Genomic DNA, 17172 nt, shown 5'->3' on the forward strand with positions numbered 1-17172 from the left:
TGGTATTATTCTAGCTCTTGTAAAAGTACCTCAGCCTCTGCCTTTTTATACTTGCCATCTGCTATTACATCTTTAAGACTTTGCTTGGCTTTTTTCTCTTCTTTCAATTTTAAATGCGCCAAGGCTATGTACCACTTTGCTTCCGAAGCAAACTCTCCTTTTTCTCGAACTACATTTTTATAAAAAACTATTGCTTTTTTTGGTTCGTTATTATTTAAATACGCATGCGCTAAATAAAAATCTACATAAATAGCATCTTCTTTTGCGTTAAGTGCTTTTAGTAATTCTATTGCAGAGATAGTATCATTCGTTTCATATGCCACAAAAGCTTTTCTTTCTAGAGAATTATCCTCTTCCCCACTTCTTGTAATGGCAAAAACTGTATTGGGGTATTGCTGAAAATTAGCATCATACAAACTATCGTAATTTGCTCCCATATTGTTATAAGACAACCAACCAATACCTACTAGTAATGCTATAGATGCTGCCATTGCCCATTTTCTAAAGTTTAGTTTTACAACGGGTTTTGTATCTTTTTTAATATTGGCTTCAAAATCTTTTAATTTTCCTTTAAGAGCTTTTCCTTCTTTATTCTGAATAACCTTTTGTAAATCTTTTTCAAAATTAAATTGCTCCTTAAACTCTTTATCGGAAGATAACAAAGCGTTAAATTCTGCCTCCTGCTCTGGAGTTAACGAATTTGAAAAATACTGGTATAGTAACTGTTCTTTATCCATGATACTACCTATTTTCTTTTATACGTTCTTTCAAGGTTTTCATACAACGAGATTTTGCTGCTTTTACAACATTCTCACTATTATACTCCCCTTCCACTACAATTTCTTGTATGGTATACCCTCTGTAATAAAACAATTTTAAAAGCTCTTGGCATTTTTTCCCTAGTTCGCCAAAGTGTTTTTCAAGTAATGCTTGCTCGGTTGTTAATCCCGGTTGTTCTACCTCAATGGTATTTACTAAGACATCTTCATTGCCAACGACAGACATATCAAAGTCTCCTTTTACTTTTAGTTTGTTCTTTCTCATAATATCAAAAATTAAATATTTTCCGATACTGAACAGATAGGTAGATATGCTACTTGTAAAACTGTCTATCTTTCCACTCATCACATTATTATAAAAAATTACATAGGCATCTTGGTACACATCTATATTTTCATCCTCAGACAAATTATAGCGTCTTGCATAATTTAAAAACTTATCTCTATTTTCCTCGTATACTTTTTTAAGTACCGTATCGGAACCTTTTTTTAAGTCTTCTAATGTAATATTTGCCTCTGTATTTTTCACTTTAATGTAATAGGAAACAAAAGGTTAACAGTCTTCATGGTTAAATTTACTCTTTTTCCAATTTTTACCAATTTAATATGGAGAAAAAAGTAGTTAAAACAAACGTAACGTAGTATTTAACCTACTTATAACGAGCAAAACATTCCATATAAAAAAATATCAAAAAAATTCTTTTGCGTGTTAACCTTTTGTTTTTACATCCATAAAGTAGTAAACAAAATATTTTATTATGAAAACAAAAGATACATTTTTTAAAGGCCTATTTTTATTTATTCTGGCCATAACTATTACAAGTTGCAATAAAGACGATAATTCTCCAGAACCAATACAAGCAAAAACTATTTTTGGCAAATGGGAAGTAACCAGTGGAGAAATGGCAATAAACGATTCTAAGTATGTATACATTAATGAAGATAATACTATACACATATTAAGTGAAGACAACCGTGGTTTTAGAGATAGTTATACTACAAATATTACAATATCTGAAAATCAAATTATTTTAAGCGGCGGAGGCCAAGGTGGTTCCTCCATTAATAATTATACATTAGAAGAGAACAAACTAACTATAGTACTTCCTTATGATGCACCTCCAGCAATTTTAGAACGAAGAACTATGGATAACGAAGCTTCTAATTGGATTACATCCCTTAACATTTTAGAACAAGGAAATGCTCCTTGGGGTAGAGATAATGATATTGCTTTTGATGGCGAATTTATTCTAGGATATTACAGTGACGAAAGTAGTATCTTAAAAATAGACCCTTCTAATTTTTCAATAGCAAGTAGCATACCTACCACAAACCGCCCTAGAGCAATAGATATGGAAAAATCTAATTCTCCTCACCGTCAATTATTTCAAGGAGATAGCGGCAACGGTACTTTTGACTCTTATATTTATTCCAGTAATTCAAAATATTATACCTCTATTCCCTTAGGCTCATGGATTAAAGGAATAGCATCTATAGAACCAGAACTTTTATGGGTAAATAGTCATAATGAAGAAAAATTATATAAATACAAATCCAATGGCTCTTTATCTCCTGGTGAAATTGTACAGACTATAGATTTAGATTTTCAACCAAGAGGAATGGATTATAGAGATGGTTATTTATATATGGTTAAATACGATAAAATATATAAATGTACCACATCTCCGGACCTTAAAGCAGTAGAAACCTATTCCTTAAAAAGACATGACATAGATGGAATTACATTTGATGGTACAAACTTTTGGCTAAACGCAGAATCTTATGATGAAGATGGTTATAAACTTATAAAAGTGGACTTAACCTTATAAGCTTAACAATTAAAACATTTTAAAACCTGCTCTTCTTTTATCGTTGGGCAGGTTTTTCTTTTAAAAAAAAATCTCCTACCTGTTAACCTTTTAAAATAGAAAACATAAAAGGGAAATAACATTTAAAAACTACAATTATGAAAACTTTAAAAATAGTATATCTAGCACTTTTAACATTAGTAATTATTTCTTGTGATAAAGACGATATAACAGAAGAAAAAGGAATTCCTAAAGGGGGAGAAACAATAGAATTAAAATTTGAAGTAAAAACCCAGCAAGACCAAATGGGCGACTTTGCAGAAAATGCAATGATAGAATTTAATGACAAAATTTGGTCTTACGGAGGTGTAAATGATTATGGTGCTACTGGGGGGCATTTTGGTTGGTCTAGCGACAATGGAATTAACTGGGTTTCTTTAAGTATTACACCATCTTCACTAACCTCATTTAGAAGAAACCATACCGTAACACTTTTTAACAATGAACTTTATATCATTGGTGGCGAAAATGCTTCTGAAGATGCTTACGGAGACATTTGGAAATCTTCTGACGGTACAAACTGGACAAACGTGCACGCCCTTGCTCCTTTTGGATTAATTCCAGAACACGAAACTCTAGTCTACGATAACAAAATGTTTGTAATTGCTGGTAATAGAACTTCTGAAAATACCGAAGTATGGTCCACTGTTAATGGTACAGATTGGGTGCAAGAAACCACAAACGCTTTTTCAGGAAGAGCTGGCCAAAAAGGAATTGTTTTTAACAATGCCATGTACATTATTGGCGGAGAAGATATTGCTGGTCGTAAACTAAATGAAATTTGGACAAGCACTAATGGTTCTTCTTGGACACAAGTAAACTTTATTCATTTTCCGGGGAGAAACGCACATACTGTAAGTGTATATGATACTAAAGTTTGGGTAATTGGTGGTAAAGATGCTTCTATAGATTATAACAGTGAAATTTGGTATTCCGAAAATATGAACGATTGGACAATATATACCGGAACAAGACCAAGTGATGAAGGTATTAACTCGCATACCATACTCAATTATTCGGATAAACTGTGGCTATTTGGCGGGTACCAAAATGATGGTACTGGCAGTGCAGAACGTAGAGGAGAAATTACTACAATAGAAATAGAATAATCATTTAAAAAAAATAAAATCATGAAAGCAATTATAACACTATCTATACTATGTCTACTAAGCGGCTTTAGTTGTGCTTATGCACAAGAAACAAAACCCGATACTACAAAACAAATGAACCTTATGGATGAACAAGTTAAAATTTTTAGTTCTGTTCTTTCTTTAGGAGGTAGCGAACAAGAAAATCCATTTAATGGAGCAACTAATTACAAAGAACTTATAGAGAAAAGTGATATGCCCGCCGAACAAAAACAACAATTACTTGAAATATATAGCTTATACGATACCAGTTTAGACCCTAAGAAAAAAGAAGAACTACAAATAAAGGTTAACAAAATGTTGCAAGAGGCTATGCATAAAAGTTTATCTGAAGAAGAATGAGATATAAAGTTATAATCCTTTTTATACTTAGTGTATTTACTGGTTTTAGTCAATCAGAAATTAGAAAAAAGAAACTAAGCATAGGCTTAAACATTATGGGGCAAAATGTTACGGATAATTCTATAGAAAGGGAATCAGTATTTTATAATCACAAACCTATTAATTATGATGTACAATTTAAAATAGGAAGAATATTTTACAAAGAAAAAATTACTGCTGGCTTAGCTCTTAACTTTGGTTCTGTAAATTATTATGACAATGCATCTGCCCGACAAGATATTGAAGAAAACAGGGCTGACTACTATAAATCTACTATAGAATTGCAATTTGGTTTTTTTGCCAGATATAAAGTCTATGATGAATTTTTTGTAGACGCATATGTTGGTTTACTTGGGGTATTCCCAGACGGAGGATTTTTTCCTCGTGTAGATGACTCCCATAACATAACCAAATATAATTTTAGTATTGGCTACAGTATTCACTTATGGCATTTTATTGCATTAGAGCCACATATTAGTATTCGTAACTCCAGATTAATTTATATGGGAAGGGTAGATAATTATGACAAAATAAGCCCGCTTTCCCTAGGATTAGGACTAGCATTTAAACTGTAAGGTAATGGTATAACTATTCATTTTTTGTAAAAGTCGAGATAAAAATCTTGACTTTTATTATTTCAAATGTTAACCTTTTAAAAAAAGAAACATAAAAGGGAAACAATCTTTAAAAATTACAATTATGAAAAATTTAAATTACATTAAGTCTTTAGTCCTAATAGCAACAACAATTTTTTTAATAAGCTGTGACCCAACAGACTATACTCCTGTAGTAGATGAAACCCCTTCTATAGATTTATCTGCTGAAGCAATTTCATTTTCTATTACTAAAACAACACAATGGGAAGGTACTGCAACCATTACAGGAACAATTAAAAACATTGGCGACCATTTTTCTTCCGGCACAGGGCAGCAAGCCATTTATTTATATGAAAGAAATCTTGGAACGCCAACTACGCAACAAGGGAATCTAGTTGCTACAAAATCATTTTCTGAACTAGCTAGTAATGGCACATTAGAAGTTTCTTTTACTAGACCTTGGAACTCTTCATCTCCAGCAGAGGGAGAGTTTGCTCCAGAATACATCCTTGTATTAAGCTATGACCCAGACCTTTTTATAGATGACAACAAAAATAACGATGACACCAACCATGAAAATGACCAAATTATGGAAAGTGGTATAGAAATAAATAATTTATTTAGAAACTAAAAAACACATTCTCCTCTATATATTTAGACATTAATTTTACGGTATTTCTATAAAAAATTCATTTTTATTTATGCAGTTAGTTGGTTTTTTTAAAAGTCGAGATTTTTATCTCGGCTTTTTTTATTTCTAAATGTTAACCTTTTAAAAAAGGAAACATTAAAGAGAAACATCTAAAAAAAATAGTATGAAAACTTTATTCCAATCTTATCTTACAGTAGCAATTTTACTATTAGTATTTTCAAGTTGCAAGAATGATGACAATGCCTCAAATTACGAAATACCCGAAGAAAACATTGTTGTTAGCGGCCAGGCTACTTTAACAAATCAAAACAAGAAATTAACCATAGACCTTAGTGATGGAAATCTTATAGAAGAGACCGTATTAACAAGTGATAACAATATACAAATAGACAAAGGATACACTTATGATTTTTCTGCTACAGCAATAAAAAAAATAAATAGTGTTGGCAATATAGAATGGGTTAAAGAATATCCTGAAGAAGTAGGTAAATCTAACAAATTAGAAGATTCAAATATAGTATTTTCAGAACAGGTGCTTTATGTTTCTTATCAAATATTAAATACTGCAACCTACTCTAGTGCATATTATCTAGAGGCATTAGAGATAGAAACTGGAAACACAAACTGGAAAATAAACGTTAGTGCAGAAACTCTACCTTATTTATATAAAAATAGGTTAATAACTATACAATACCCTAACGGAAACGCCTCTATTGTTTTTCAATACCGTAATAAAGTTCATGGTCATGTTGAAGTAGAAAAAACTACTAATGAAAGGATAAATAATTATTTGTTTGATGGAGATCTTATTATTGCCAATTCTTGGAGTAATAAAGTATTTGCTTTAGATAGGTCCTTAAATACTGTATGGAGTTTTAATACGGATGGAGCAAACCCTAGAACAGGTTATATTCATGAAGACCAATATTTATTCTATTCTCGTGACCAACACGTATATTCTTTACATAAAGATACTGGAGAACTTAAATGGAAAACACTACTTCCAGAAAGGTTTTTTCTTGGTATGCACCAAAATGAGAACTATACTTATATAGGGCATCAATTAGGTACAAAAACATTGTCTTTATCTAAAATAAATAGCGAAAATGGAGAAATAGAATCTACTATGGAAACTGCAATGTCTGAAGATTACTATACTACAAAATTAATATTTGATAAAGAATATCTTTTATTAGTTACTTCTCCTACTTCCGATGAAAGAGATACTGAGATTGAAGTAAAACTGCTTCACTTATCAAAATCTAAAGAGATTTGGTCTAAATACTTTAATATGAATATACTACTTTTTAGAGCCACACTAAATTCTGAAGAATAATAGGCCTACAATTATATTTTAAAAGCCGAGATAAAAATCTCGGCTTTTTTATTTCTAGATGTTAACCTTTTAAAAAAAGAAACATTAAAGAGAAATAGTATAAACTTTTTAAAATTTTAATTATGAAAAAAACAATGAAATTATTAGGATTAGCTTTTATGACATTAAGCTTAACACTTACCTCTTGTGGTAAAGATGGGGATGATGGATTAGATGGTGCGCAAGGTATTGCAGGCCAAGATGGAACTAACGGCACTAATGGGGAAGATGGTGAAGACGGAAATGCGAATGTAAAAACTTTGAAGTTTGATGCTTCTATGTGGACAGGGAGTTTTATGTCTATTGATATCCCCGAGATTACACAACCAGTATTAGACAATGATGTTATTTTAGCATACATGCTCTCACAAAATACTTTTTATTACGCTATGCCAGGTACAGTAGATGGGGGTGCTTATAATACTAGACCTTATTACAAGGTTGGAAAATTCTATGTGAATTTTAACAATTTAGATGGTACAAGCTATTCTATTTCGGCTGGAGATATTGTAGAATTAAAATTAATTATTATTGAATCTACAGAAAGTTCCACTTCTAGTAAATCTGGAAAACGAGATATTCATGAAGAACTAAAATCTGCAGGAATTGATCGTAACGATTACAGAGCAGTTGCTAATTATCTTGGAATAACAGACTAAAAAACTTTTTAATTAATTTAAAAACCGAGGTTATGAGCCTCGGTTTTTTTAATTAATTTCCGCCTTAAACAAGACCTTAAAATGTTTTAGGAGTTTTTCTTTTACCTCTTCCATAGAAACTTCTTTTTGTCCAATTTCTACATTTAAAGAAGTAACTGCTTTATCTTTTATGCCACAAGGAATCATTAAATCAAAATATCCCAAATTAGCATTTACATTTAATGCAAAACCGTGCATAGTTACCCAACGGCTAGCACGTACCCCCATAGCACAAATTTTACGTGCAAATGGTGTTCCTACATCTAACCAAACTCCAGTTTCGCCTTTAGAACGCTCTGCTTTTAACCCATATTCTTGCAAGGTTAAAATCACCATTTCTTCTAAAAATCGCAAGTATTTATGTATGTCTGTAAAAAAATTATCTAAATCTAAAATGGGGTAGCCCACTATTTGTCCTGGGCCATGGTAGGTTATATCTCCACCTCTATTAATTTTATAAAAAGTAGCATTTTTTTCTTTAAGCTGTTCTTCATCTACAAGCAAGTTTTGCATATCTCCACTTTTACCTAAAGTATATACATGCGGGTGTTCTACAAAAAGAAAATGATTAGGGGTCACCAATTGGGCATCCTCTCTCCTATTCTTAATTTTAATATCTAAAGTTTCTTTAAAAATTTGTTCTTGGTAGTCCCAAGTTTCTTTATAATCCTTTAGCCCTAAATCTTGTAAAATAACCTCTTTATTCATTATTACAAAGATACAAAGCTGCTAAGAAACAATTATTAATACTAGTTTCTAAGTTTAGTTAGGATTATTTAAAATTACCAAAGCAGCAATTACTCCTGGCACCCAACCACAAAAGGTAAGCAGTAAAACAATAATAAAAGAGCCACATCCTCTTCCAATTACCGAAAGTGGCGGAAAAATAATGGCTAATAATACTCGAAAAAAACTCATTCTAATTTTGATTTAATTGGATTGATGTACTTATTTGACGAATATTTTTCCATTTTGTTACAATAAGTTGTAAACAAACAAGATTCTCGTTTTGCAAAATTGATAGATTAGCCTAGACTACCTATATTTGCAGCCTTAATTAATTAGATATGCAACTTTCGGAACAAGAAGTAATAAGACGCGACAAATTGGCTCGCTTAAGAGACTTAGGAATAGACCCTTACCCAGCAGCATTATACCCAGTAAATGCTACATCAAAAAGTAGTAAGGAAAAATATGAAGAAGGAAAAAAGGTTGTTATTTCTGGTAGATTAATGTCTAGAAGAATACAAGGTAAAGCCTCTTTTGCAGAATTACAAGATAGCGAAGGCCGTATACAGGTGTATTTTAATCGTGATGAAATTTGTACTGGAGAAGATAAAACCCACTATAACGAAGTTTACAAAAAGCTATTAGATATAGGAGATATTATTGGTATTGAAGGGGAGCTTTTTACCACACAGGTTGGCGAAAAAACCGTGATGGTAAAAAACTTTACTATTCTTTGTAAAACCTTAAGACCATTACCATTACCTAAAAAAGATGCCGAAGGGAATATTTATGATGAGTTTAATGACCCAGAATTACGTTACAGACAACGTTATGTAGATTTAATTGTAAATCCGTCTGTAAAAGAAACTTTTGTAAAGCGTACCAAAATAACAAACACCATTCGTCAGTTCTATAATGACCGTGGATATTTAGAGGTAGAAACACCAATATTACAACCTATTCCAGGTGGTGCATCTGCGCGTCCGTTTTTAACACACCACAACGCTTTAAACATTCCTTTATATTTAAGAATTGCCAATGAATTGTATTTAAAAAGACTTATTGTTGGCGGTTTTGATGGTGTCTATGAGTTTTCTAAAGATTTTAGAAACGAGGGTATGGACCGTACCCACAATCCAGAATTTACAGTAATGGAATTGTATGTTGCTTACAAAGATTACCATTGGATGATGAATACTACGGAGGAACTATTAGAAAAAATTGCAATAGACTCTAATGGAACTAGTAAAATCACTGTTGGCGAGAATGAAATAGAATTTAAAGCACCTTATGCTAGAGTTCCCATTTTAGAAGGTATAAAAACACATACTGGTTTTGATGTAGCGGGTATGGATCAAAAACAATTAATAGAAGTTGCCAGAAAGTTAGATTTAGAGGTAGACGACTCTATGGGAGTTGGAAAATTAATTGATGAAATTTTTGGTGAAAAATGTGAACACCACTATATACAGCCCACTTTTATTACAGACTACCCTAAAGAGATGAGTCCGTTAACTAAAGAACATAGAGATAATCCTGCATTAACAGAGCGTTTTGAGCTTATGGTAAATGGTAAAGAATTAGCCAATTGCTATTCAGAGTTAAACGACCCTATTGATCAACGCGAACGTTTTGAAGAACAATTAAGGTTATCCGAAAAAGGAGACGATGAGGCTATGTTTATAGACCAAGATTTTTTACGTGCTTTAGAATATGGTATGCCTCCTACTTCTGGTATTGGTATTGGTATAGATCGTTTAGTAATGTTAATGACTAATAATTCTTCGATACAAGAAGTATTATTCTTCCCGCAAATGCGTCCAGAGAAAAAAGCGGTGGAGTTAAGTGATAACGAAAAAATTATTTTCGAGATTCTTAAAAAAGAAAAACAAATGCCGCTTGCAAATTTAAAATCTGCTGCAAATCTAAGCAATAAAGCTTGGGATAAAGGTATAAAAGGGCTTACCAAAAATGGTTTAGCTAAAGTTGTTAAAGAAGGAGAATCTCTTCTTTGCCAATTACAAGAGTAAAATAAAAGCATATTTATAGAGATTAAGGAGTCCAGTATAGGGCTCCTTTTTTTTATCCAACAAAAATCATAGCTTAGAGGGCATTAAACCAACCTAATGAGCCTTAGTAAAAAAATAGGCCTTTTTCTAGGACCTATATTATTTTGTATTGGTATTAATTTACCTTTTTATTTAATCTCTGATAAAGGAGATGCAGTATTAGCTGTAGCACTTTGGATGGTTGTTTGGTGGATTACAGAAACGGTTTCTATCTCTGTTACTGCGCTGTTACCATTAATTTTATTTCCCCTCTTAAAAATAATGCCCATTGCAGAGGTTGGTGCCAACTATGGTAGCCCAATTGTATTTTTATTTTTTGGTGGTTTTGTAATGGCTCTTGCCTTAGAGAAAGTAAACCTACACAAACGCATTGCACTTAACATTATAAAAATAACAGGCACTACTCCCAATAAAGTAGTTCTTGGTTTTATGATTGCAACCGCAACTTTGAGTATGTGGATTAGCAATACAGCAAGTACGGTAGTTATGTTACCTATAGCCATGTCTGTAATAGGATTATTAATTAATGATGCCGATGGTTTTACTAAAGAAGACCAAAACTTTGCCCTGAGCGTAATGTTAGGAATAGCCTTCTCTGCAAATGCTGGTGGTATAGCAACGGTAATTGGAACACCTCCAAATTCTGTCATGATAGGCTTATTAGAAAGCGAATATAATATTCAAATTTCATTCTTAAAATGGATGGTCATTGGAGTTCCTTTTTCTTTTACAATGATTACTATAAGTTATCTTGTTTTAGTTAAATGGATGTTCCCCAATAAAAATTTAAAATTTAATGCCTCTAAAGGTGTTATTGAAGAGGAGTTAAAAAAATTAGGGCCAACTAGTGGAAAAGAAAAAATGGTATTAATCATTTTTGGGGTTACTGTTTTTCTTTGGGTGTTTAGAACCCTAATAAATACTATTTTTCCTGAATTAGGACTATCCGATACCATCATAAGTATTATGGCTGCAATAGCTTTATTTACAATTCCGTATAATTTAAAAAAAGAAGATTCTATTATTAAATGGCAAGACACCAGTAAATTAGCTTGGGGAATTTTAGTCCTCTTTGGAGGTGGTTTAGCATTAGCTAAAGGTATGTCTGTTAGCGGTATTGTAGATTTGGTTGCCAATACTATAGCTGCAAGTAATATACCTATTTTTACTACTGCAGCACTGCTTATTTTTTTAATGTTGTTTATGACAGAACTTATGAGCAATGTAGCACTTGTAGCCCTTTTAGCGCCTGTAGTAGCTGGCATTGCTATTGGTTTAGAAATACCTATTCTATATCTATTAATTCCTGTAACTATGGCTAGTAGTTGTGCCTTTATGTTGCCTATGGCTACCCCGCCAAATGCAATAGTATTTGCAAGTGGCTATATAAAAGTACATCAAATGGCTCGTGTTGGCGTTATACTAAACCTTATTGCAGTAGCATTATTAATTATACTGTTTCAGTTTATATTACCCTTATTATTTTAAATAAGAAAACCCCTGTCTCCACAGGGGTCTAAACTAACTAACTCAAAAAATAACTAACTTAATTTTTAGTTTACCGCAAACGCATTAAAGTTTACTGGTAAAAATATGTTTGTATCTAAATCTACTGTAATAGTATCATTAGCATCAATGTAATTAATACTTTGTACGTCTTTAGCATAACTATAAGCATCAAAACCAGAAGGTAAGTACTTTGTATAATCTTCTTCTTCTATTAAAGAATCCTCTACATAAACCACACTATTTACATTAAAATAAAAAGTATTTGGATCAAAGCTTTCTGGCAAATAATCTGCAGTGTTAAATCCTAAATCTATTTCTACTTCTTCTTCAATGTATTCAATAGAATTAATGTCAAAATCTTCAACGTTCTTAGCAGGAGTATTGTTTGCAAAAACTCCTTGGCATATTGCCAATCCTAAGATAATAGATAAACTCATTCTTTTGTAATTCATAACTTTCAGGTTAAATTCTGTGCAAAGGTAAAACTACATTTTAGAGTTATTATTGCGTTTAATGTTTTCTTAACATTGCTATTAAAAGGTCTAAAAAAGCACTTTAGCAACACCTTTCTAGTAAAATTATGAATATGATAATTTGCTGTTTAGAAACTTATCACTTACTCAGTATTTATAGGTAATTTTTACGACAAAAAAATATGCTTTTTTTGTGTTATTTTTTTCATAACGGTTAGTATAGCATCCTTTCATCGATAATTTAAGGCTTTAAACGACATATTAACACCAAAAAAGGCAAAGCCCAAAGAAAACTTTGGGCTTTACACATAGCTAATTCAAAGAATTTAAAAATGAAAACTCTTTATATATAAGACGCAACATAATTTTAAATGTTACACTTAATCGAAAAAAAATAAGCTTTCGATAAACGGTATACTAGCACTATTCTAAAAACCGTTATTACCACATTATAATAGTCTTTTATAATGCAAAAGAAGAAGTTAACAACAAAACGCTTTGTTTGTATAAGAAATTAAAAGCCCCCAAGTCATGACCTATAAAACAAAGAGTTTCATTTATTTTAGTGTATTTATTGCTACAGCACTTGTGTACTACATTACAGATTCTTCATCAGAAACAGAGAAAGAGATTTATGTTTCAAAAGAGAAAGTAATTTTAGAATCTACTGATACTATAACAACCACTGCAGAAATAAATTTAGAAGATAAAGAATAGCATCAAGTTTATTTATGAAATAGTAAACAGGTAAAAAACATCGATAAAATGCATCTTCCTTATGTAAATAGATGAACTGCAAAATTCTCCGATTAAAAAAACGCTTTTACCACACCTTTAGTACTTTTCACATCTAAATAATAGCATTTGGCAACAATGCACTTTTTAGTACTAAGATGCAACCTACCTTTGGATAAGAAATTAAAAACCCCCGAATCATGACACATAAAATAAAAAGTTTAGCGTATTTAGTAGCATTTGTAGCAATAGCATTTGCATACCATATTACAGACGACTCACAAACAGAAAATAAAACGTATACAGAAACTGCAGCGTTAATACAAACCAATACTAGTAATACCATTTCTACTACTGCGGTAGAAATACAAGAAATAAAATAAAACCCCAAATTAACCTACTTAAAAAAGGCGCAGAGGCTACTCTGTGCCTTTTTTGTTTTTTACCCTAAAGCTGTTAAAAAATTCACAAAGTAGTGCATACTATTAAACCTTTTTAGAAAACAACGGTCTTAGTAGTATAATCTTTAAAAAATAAAAACATGAAAAAGATATTTATAACATTGTTAATTTTAGTTGGCTTAACTGCCATAGCGCAAAGACCAGAAGGAAAAAAGCATAATCCTAAAATGCAAGATTTTAGTCCGGAACAGGTAGCTACATTACATACCAAGAAAATGACCTTAGCATTAGATCTTACTAGTGCGCAACAAAGTAAAGTAAAAGCTTTAGCTTTAGAAAATGCTAAAGAGCGAAAAGAAAAAATGGAAGAGCGAAAAGCCAAACGTAAAGATACAGAAGCAAAAAAGCCTACAAAAGACGAACGTTTTGCTATGCAAAATGCTATTCTAGACCATAAAATTGCTCAAAAAGCTAAGATGAAGCAAATACTTTCTGAAGAGCAATATACAAAGTGGGAAAAAATGCAGGCGCATAGGTCTAAAAGAATGGGAAAGCATAAAAAACATGCAAAAAAAAGAAAAGAATCTAAAAAAGAAGAAAAATAAGAATTTTTAATTACGTTTTTTATTGTTAAATGTTAAGCTGTATTTGTAAAGAATGCGGCTTTTTATATATTTATTAATGGATTAAGTAATTTTTTAAAATCTCATTCTCTTTTTTATTCTTATAAATTAGAATGCTGTTTTATTTACAAATATTATATTTGATGTAAACGAGAACAAAATGTCCTGTTATCCCGAAATTTATAGGGGATATATTGGAATATTGTTCTCGATATAACAAGTTAGCCACAAGCTGAAAAAACTGCACTCAATAAACAATCTGACTAAAAACAAACTTTATTATTTCAAAAAAAATGATTAAAATTTGTTTAGTTAGGATTCCTTACTATATTTGCATTGCAATAATGCACTAATTTAAAATTTAATAAAATGAGTAAATCAATTTTCTATCACGCAGGATGTCCAGTTTGTATAAGTGCAGAACACGATATCGTAAATTTAGTAGGAGCTGAAAATGTTGAAGTCGTAAATATTGGAGAAGACCGAAACAGAATATCAGAAGCTGAAAAAGCAGGAGTAAACTCTGTTCCAGCTTTAGTCACGCCAAATGGAAATACGTTACATATAAACTTTGGTGCTTCAATGGCAGACGTAAAAGGTTAATTTTTATAACAAATAGTTAGGATTCCGAATATTAAAGGAGTCCTAACTTCTTAAAACAAATTATAATGAAGTCAATACTATTATTACTTACAGCAACTTTGCTTCTAAACACAACAAGTTCGTGTGCACAAGAAAGCAAATATAAAAATGATAATTTCAAAATTAATGAAGTTAGTGTAACACACAAACCAGATTTAGGGATTACCATTTGGGAAATAACTGTAGATGGAACAGCAGGAAAAACAACACCAACTAAAGTTGGTCAACTTGATGGTGCACCAGTTTTGGGATATGTATTACCAACAAGTTTAAAACCTACAGATGTTGGATTTAATCAAACAGATGGAATTGTTGCACTTGCTCTAACATCACATCCAGACTTTGACGACACACCTCTTTGGGATGAGAATAGTGACCAAATATTTGATAATGATGGAATCATTTGGCATCCACATTGGGTAATACTTCACGAAGATAAAAGAGTTGATGGAGGACTTTCAGTTAAACAATTTAAGAAAGCAGATAAAACAGTTGTTTTACCACCAACAAACCCAGGAATGCCTATGTATATGGATTCACCAGGTTATCCTGTAACAACTAAAGAAAATACTATAAAAGTAGTCGTGCCAGATTATCGTATGAACAATAAAACAGATTTTAATTATGACGGTGTTACTGCATTTATGAAAGTAAATACAAGCAATGAAAATTTACCTATGCTTGGAGTTTATGAAGTTTTTAGTGTGGCAAGTGGAGATTTGTCATTACCTTATAAAGTAAAAAAATAATAAGATGAAAGTAGCAGTTTGGGACACTTATGTAAAAAGAGAAGATGGTAATATTATGCATTTTGATATTCTTGTTCCTGATAACTTAACTAATGAACAAATCATATTTAATTTCGGAAAAGATTACCTGAAGACAAAATCTTTTAATACTGAGCAATTAACCTCAAATGAATGTCGCTTGTGCCATATTGAACAGGCAACAGAAGAAATAGTCTCATCAATCAAAAGTCAAGGCTATTTTATAATAGAAATGGAAAATTGCAATTAATTTAATTAGGATTACTAACTTTGCCTGTCGAATAAATTTCGACAGGCTTTTTTATGAAGGAAAGTACATTTAACCCAGCACAACAAGAAAAAGATATTTCGAGTAAAATCGTTGCAGGAATGGAACGCGTTTCGGAAGTATTTAAAGTCTTGTTATGGGAAAAAGCAAAATTGGTTGGTTTAAGTCCAATTCAAATTCAAATACTCATTTTTATAGCTTTTCACAAACGTGAATTATGTAACGTTAGTCATCTTGCAAAAGAATTTAACGTAACAAAACCTACTGTAAGTGATGCGATTAAGGTTTTGGACAAGAAAGGAATGATTATAAAAGATTATTCTTCATCTGACAGTCGTAGTTATTCAATAACATTATCTGAATTAGGAACTGATGTAGTTTCTCAAACATATGACTTCTCAAATCCACTGAAAAAACAGATTGATGGATTTTCACAATCAGAATTAGAAAGCCTATTCGGAACTTTAAGTCAGCTGATTTACAAATTAAATCGCAACGGAATTATAAGCGTTCAAAGAACTTGCTATGGATGTAAGTTTTATGAAAAAAACAATGAAAATGATTATTGTAATTTATTACAAAAGGAATTATTGAATAATGAAATTAGATTAGACTGTCCAGAATTTGAGGAAAAAGCCAGTGGCTAACAACGTGTATAGTCAATTGCTCTAGTTGGTTAAGACAACGATCTTTGTGTACTTTTTACTATATTGTTACTGCGAAAAATTAATCGCATACTTGACCGCAACAAACCATACACGAACACGTTGTGCATAATGTAACCCAAACTCAAAACTAACTGAATTGAATAAAATACCGAGCAAAATAAAATATCTGATTTATGGACTTTGCGGACTGATATTTCTGACTTTGAATTTTGGTGTCGGAGCTAAACTTCAAATCGGACTGACTGAAAGTATTCAAAAATTTACCGATTACTTTTTCGGGATTTCAACAAATACTCTTGATTATATAGCCTTATCAACTATTCCTCTTTTCGGAATGATTTATAACTCGACAAGAGTAGAATTTAAAGTAAAAGAACTGATTATGGATATAATAACAGTTCTATTATTTGTGACAATAATATTCGGAATTGGACTTTTTATTATGACTTTTTCTGCGAAACATTCAAGTCTTTTAATTCCAGAATATTTATTGGCTGAACCTTTTGATTTATACTCAACAATCTTAATCGGAATAGGAATATTGACACCATATTTGATTATAAAACTGACAAAGAAAAAAAACACTATGCACAACAATGTATAACCGCAATTACGGCGGATTCGACTACGTCCGAATCCACTCGGAATTGCTAACGTCTGTGCTAAACCGAAAATAATCGCTAATTTAACCCGTAACTGACGGTTATACTAAACCGTTGCCATTAATACTCTAAAATCCGTCTTCACATCAAAATTTAGGAATAAAATTTGCTTAATGTTATCTAATTAGC

At 31.5% G+C, this 17172-nt stretch carries 22 protein-coding genes; 17 read left to right on the forward strand and 5 right to left on the reverse strand.

What is annotated here, in order from left to right; translation table 11 throughout:
* Nucleotides 1-5 precede the first annotated feature (5 nt).
* Together Q0945_RS15305 and Q0945_RS15310 are read right to left on the reverse strand one after the other, a co-directional pair.
* Nucleotides 6-737 (reverse strand): hypothetical protein, encoded by a 732-nt coding sequence (locus Q0945_RS15305; protein WP_299436294.1) that lies wholly within the window; start codon nucleotides 735-737, stop codon nucleotides 6-8.
* Between the two features lie 4 nt (nucleotides 738-741).
* A complete protein-coding gene (locus Q0945_RS15310) occupies nucleotides 742-1308 on the reverse strand; it encodes a sigma-70 family RNA polymerase sigma factor (RefSeq protein ID WP_299436297.1) in 567 nt (188 codons plus the stop codon).
* 229 nt (nucleotides 1309-1537) lie between these two features.
* On the opposite strand from Q0945_RS15310, the gene Q0945_RS15315 reads away from it, so the two are divergent.
* The 7 genes from Q0945_RS15315 (at nucleotide 1538) to Q0945_RS15345 (ending at nucleotide 7458) form a co-directional block, all read left to right on the forward strand.
* The gene (locus tag Q0945_RS15315; RefSeq protein ID WP_299436300.1) at nucleotides 1538-2608 is read left to right on the forward strand and encodes a hypothetical protein; all 1071 of its coding nucleotides are present in this window, start codon (nucleotides 1538-1540) and stop codon (nucleotides 2606-2608) included.
* A gap of 137 nt (nucleotides 2609-2745) precedes the next feature.
* On the forward strand, nucleotides 2746-3756 hold the full coding sequence (locus Q0945_RS15320) for a kelch repeat-containing protein (protein WP_299436303.1): 1011 nt from the start codon (nucleotides 2746-2748) through the stop codon (nucleotides 3754-3756).
* 21 nt (nucleotides 3757-3777) lie between these two features.
* Nucleotides 3778-4137, forward strand: coding sequence for a hypothetical protein (locus Q0945_RS15325; RefSeq protein ID WP_299436306.1), 360 nt, complete (start codon nucleotides 3778-3780; stop codon nucleotides 4135-4137).
* On the forward strand, nucleotides 4134-4751 hold the full coding sequence (locus tag Q0945_RS15330; RefSeq protein ID WP_299436309.1) for a hypothetical protein: 618 nt from the start codon (nucleotides 4134-4136) through the stop codon (nucleotides 4749-4751). Before Q0945_RS15325 ends, Q0945_RS15330 begins: the two co-directional genes overlap by 4 nt.
* Before the next feature lie 124 nt (nucleotides 4752-4875).
* Nucleotides 4876-5403 (forward strand): hypothetical protein, encoded by a 528-nt coding sequence (locus tag Q0945_RS15335; protein ID WP_299436312.1) that lies wholly within the window; start codon nucleotides 4876-4878, stop codon nucleotides 5401-5403.
* 184 nt (nucleotides 5404-5587) lie between these two features.
* Nucleotides 5588-6760, forward strand: coding sequence for a PQQ-binding-like beta-propeller repeat protein (locus Q0945_RS15340; RefSeq protein ID WP_299436315.1), 1173 nt, complete (start codon nucleotides 5588-5590; stop codon nucleotides 6758-6760).
* Nucleotides 6761-6882: 122 nt separating this feature from the next.
* Nucleotides 6883-7458 carry a hypothetical protein gene (locus tag Q0945_RS15345; RefSeq protein WP_299436318.1) on the forward strand — a complete coding sequence of 192 codons (576 nt, stop codon included), beginning with the start codon at nucleotides 6883-6885 and terminating at the stop codon, nucleotides 7456-7458.
* A gap of 48 nt (nucleotides 7459-7506) precedes the next feature.
* Here Q0945_RS15345 and lipB read toward each other — a convergent pair whose 3' ends face one another.
* Nucleotides 7507-8205, reverse strand: a complete 699-nt coding sequence (gene lipB / locus Q0945_RS15350) for a lipoyl(octanoyl) transferase LipB (RefSeq protein WP_299436321.1) — start codon at nucleotides 8203-8205, stop codon at nucleotides 7507-7509.
* A 54-nt stretch (nucleotides 8206-8259) separates the two neighbouring features.
* Nucleotides 8260-8415 carry a YqaE/Pmp3 family membrane protein gene (locus tag Q0945_RS15355; RefSeq protein WP_298489377.1) on the reverse strand — a complete coding sequence of 52 codons (156 nt, stop codon included), beginning with the start codon at nucleotides 8413-8415 and terminating at the stop codon, nucleotides 8260-8262.
* Between the two features lie 149 nt (nucleotides 8416-8564).
* Between Q0945_RS15355 and lysS the strand changes: the two genes are divergently transcribed.
* Together lysS and Q0945_RS15365 are read left to right on the forward strand one after the other, a co-directional pair.
* Nucleotides 8565-10256, forward strand: coding sequence for a lysine--tRNA ligase (lysS, locus tag Q0945_RS15360; protein ID WP_299436324.1), 1692 nt, complete (start codon nucleotides 8565-8567; stop codon nucleotides 10254-10256).
* A 96-nt stretch (nucleotides 10257-10352) separates the two neighbouring features.
* Entirely contained in the window at nucleotides 10353-11783 is a 1431-nt protein-coding gene (locus Q0945_RS15365) for a DASS family sodium-coupled anion symporter (protein ID WP_299436326.1), read from the forward strand.
* A 65-nt stretch (nucleotides 11784-11848) separates the two neighbouring features.
* Here Q0945_RS15365 and Q0945_RS15370 read toward each other — a convergent pair whose 3' ends face one another.
* On the reverse strand, nucleotides 11849-12256 hold the full coding sequence (locus Q0945_RS15370) for a hypothetical protein (protein ID WP_299436328.1): 408 nt from the start codon (nucleotides 12254-12256) through the stop codon (nucleotides 11849-11851).
* Between the two features lie 552 nt (nucleotides 12257-12808).
* Here Q0945_RS15370 and Q0945_RS15375 point away from each other — a divergent pair.
* The 8 genes from Q0945_RS15375 to Q0945_RS15410 all read left to right on the forward strand — a co-directional run bounded on the left by Q0945_RS15375 (nucleotide 12809) and on the right by Q0945_RS15410 (nucleotide 16985).
* The gene (locus tag Q0945_RS15375) at nucleotides 12809-12994 is read left to right on the forward strand and encodes a hypothetical protein (protein ID WP_121065513.1); all 186 of its coding nucleotides are present in this window, start codon (nucleotides 12809-12811) and stop codon (nucleotides 12992-12994) included.
* 218 nt (nucleotides 12995-13212) lie between these two features.
* Complete coding sequence (locus Q0945_RS15380; RefSeq protein WP_299436333.1) at nucleotides 13213-13395, forward strand: hypothetical protein; 183 nt, start codon at nucleotides 13213-13215, stop codon at nucleotides 13393-13395.
* Nucleotides 13396-13553: 158 nt separating this feature from the next.
* The gene (locus Q0945_RS15385) at nucleotides 13554-14018 is read left to right on the forward strand and encodes a hypothetical protein (protein WP_299436336.1); all 465 of its coding nucleotides are present in this window, start codon (nucleotides 13554-13556) and stop codon (nucleotides 14016-14018) included.
* A gap of 387 nt (nucleotides 14019-14405) precedes the next feature.
* Nucleotides 14406-14639 carry a thioredoxin family protein gene (locus tag Q0945_RS15390; RefSeq protein WP_299436339.1) on the forward strand — a complete coding sequence of 78 codons (234 nt, stop codon included), beginning with the start codon at nucleotides 14406-14408 and terminating at the stop codon, nucleotides 14637-14639.
* Between the two features lie 65 nt (nucleotides 14640-14704).
* Nucleotides 14705-15427, forward strand: coding sequence for a hypothetical protein (locus Q0945_RS15395; protein ID WP_299436341.1), 723 nt, complete (start codon nucleotides 14705-14707; stop codon nucleotides 15425-15427).
* A 4-nt stretch (nucleotides 15428-15431) separates the two neighbouring features.
* Nucleotides 15432-15695: a DUF2024 family protein gene (locus tag Q0945_RS15400; protein WP_299436343.1), complete on the forward strand. Its 264-nt coding sequence runs from the start codon at nucleotides 15432-15434 to the stop codon at nucleotides 15693-15695.
* Nucleotides 15696-15748: 53 nt separating this feature from the next.
* Nucleotides 15749-16360: a MarR family winged helix-turn-helix transcriptional regulator gene (locus tag Q0945_RS15405; RefSeq protein ID WP_299436346.1), complete on the forward strand. Its 612-nt coding sequence runs from the start codon at nucleotides 15749-15751 to the stop codon at nucleotides 16358-16360.
* A gap of 157 nt (nucleotides 16361-16517) precedes the next feature.
* Nucleotides 16518-16985 (forward strand): hypothetical protein, encoded by a 468-nt coding sequence (locus Q0945_RS15410; RefSeq protein ID WP_299436349.1) that lies wholly within the window; start codon nucleotides 16518-16520, stop codon nucleotides 16983-16985.
* Nucleotides 16986-17172: the final 187 nt, after the last annotated feature.

Origin of the sequence: uncultured Maribacter sp., assembly GCF_947500405.1 — a bacterium.
In the GTDB taxonomy this organism is placed as follows: domain Bacteria; phylum Bacteroidota; class Bacteroidia; order Flavobacteriales; family Flavobacteriaceae; genus Maribacter_B.

Coding starts and splice junctions, on each gene's coding strand:
- Q0945_RS15305 (WP_299436294.1), bottom strand. CDS start 737: ATGGATAAAGAACAGTTACTATACCAGTATTTTTCAAATTCGTTAACT.
- Q0945_RS15315 (WP_299436300.1), top strand. CDS start 1,538: ATGAAAACAAAAGATACATTTTTTAAAGGCCTATTTTTATTTATTCTG.
- Q0945_RS15320 (WP_299436303.1), top strand. CDS start 2,746: ATGAAAACTTTAAAAATAGTATATCTAGCACTTTTAACATTAGTAATT.
- Q0945_RS15325 (WP_299436306.1), top strand. CDS start 3,778: ATGAAAGCAATTATAACACTATCTATACTATGTCTACTAAGCGGCTTT.
- Q0945_RS15330 (WP_299436309.1), top strand. CDS start 4,134: ATGAGATATAAAGTTATAATCCTTTTTATACTTAGTGTATTTACTGGT.
- Q0945_RS15335 (WP_299436312.1), top strand. CDS start 4,876: ATGAAAAATTTAAATTACATTAAGTCTTTAGTCCTAATAGCAACAACA.
- Q0945_RS15340 (WP_299436315.1), top strand. CDS start 5,588: ATGAAAACTTTATTCCAATCTTATCTTACAGTAGCAATTTTACTATTA.
- Q0945_RS15345 (WP_299436318.1), top strand. CDS start 6,883: ATGAAAAAAACAATGAAATTATTAGGATTAGCTTTTATGACATTAAGC.
- lipB (WP_299436321.1), bottom strand. CDS start 8,205: ATGAATAAAGAGGTTATTTTACAAGATTTAGGGCTAAAGGATTATAAA.
- Q0945_RS15355 (WP_298489377.1), bottom strand. CDS start 8,415: ATGAGTTTTTTTCGAGTATTATTAGCCATTATTTTTCCGCCACTTTCG.
- lysS (WP_299436324.1), top strand. CDS start 8,565: ATGCAACTTTCGGAACAAGAAGTAATAAGACGCGACAAATTGGCTCGC.
- Q0945_RS15365 (WP_299436326.1), top strand. CDS start 10,353: ATGAGCCTTAGTAAAAAAATAGGCCTTTTTCTAGGACCTATATTATTT.
- Q0945_RS15370 (WP_299436328.1), bottom strand. CDS start 12,256: ATGAATTACAAAAGAATGAGTTTATCTATTATCTTAGGATTGGCAATA.
- Q0945_RS15375 (WP_121065513.1), top strand. CDS start 12,809: ATGACCTATAAAACAAAGAGTTTCATTTATTTTAGTGTATTTATTGCT.
- Q0945_RS15380 (WP_299436333.1), top strand. CDS start 13,213: ATGACACATAAAATAAAAAGTTTAGCGTATTTAGTAGCATTTGTAGCA.
- Q0945_RS15385 (WP_299436336.1), top strand. CDS start 13,554: ATGAAAAAGATATTTATAACATTGTTAATTTTAGTTGGCTTAACTGCC.
- Q0945_RS15390 (WP_299436339.1), top strand. CDS start 14,406: ATGAGTAAATCAATTTTCTATCACGCAGGATGTCCAGTTTGTATAAGT.
- Q0945_RS15395 (WP_299436341.1), top strand. CDS start 14,705: ATGAAGTCAATACTATTATTACTTACAGCAACTTTGCTTCTAAACACA.
- Q0945_RS15400 (WP_299436343.1), top strand. CDS start 15,432: ATGAAAGTAGCAGTTTGGGACACTTATGTAAAAAGAGAAGATGGTAAT.
- Q0945_RS15405 (WP_299436346.1), top strand. CDS start 15,749: ATGAAGGAAAGTACATTTAACCCAGCACAACAAGAAAAAGATATTTCG.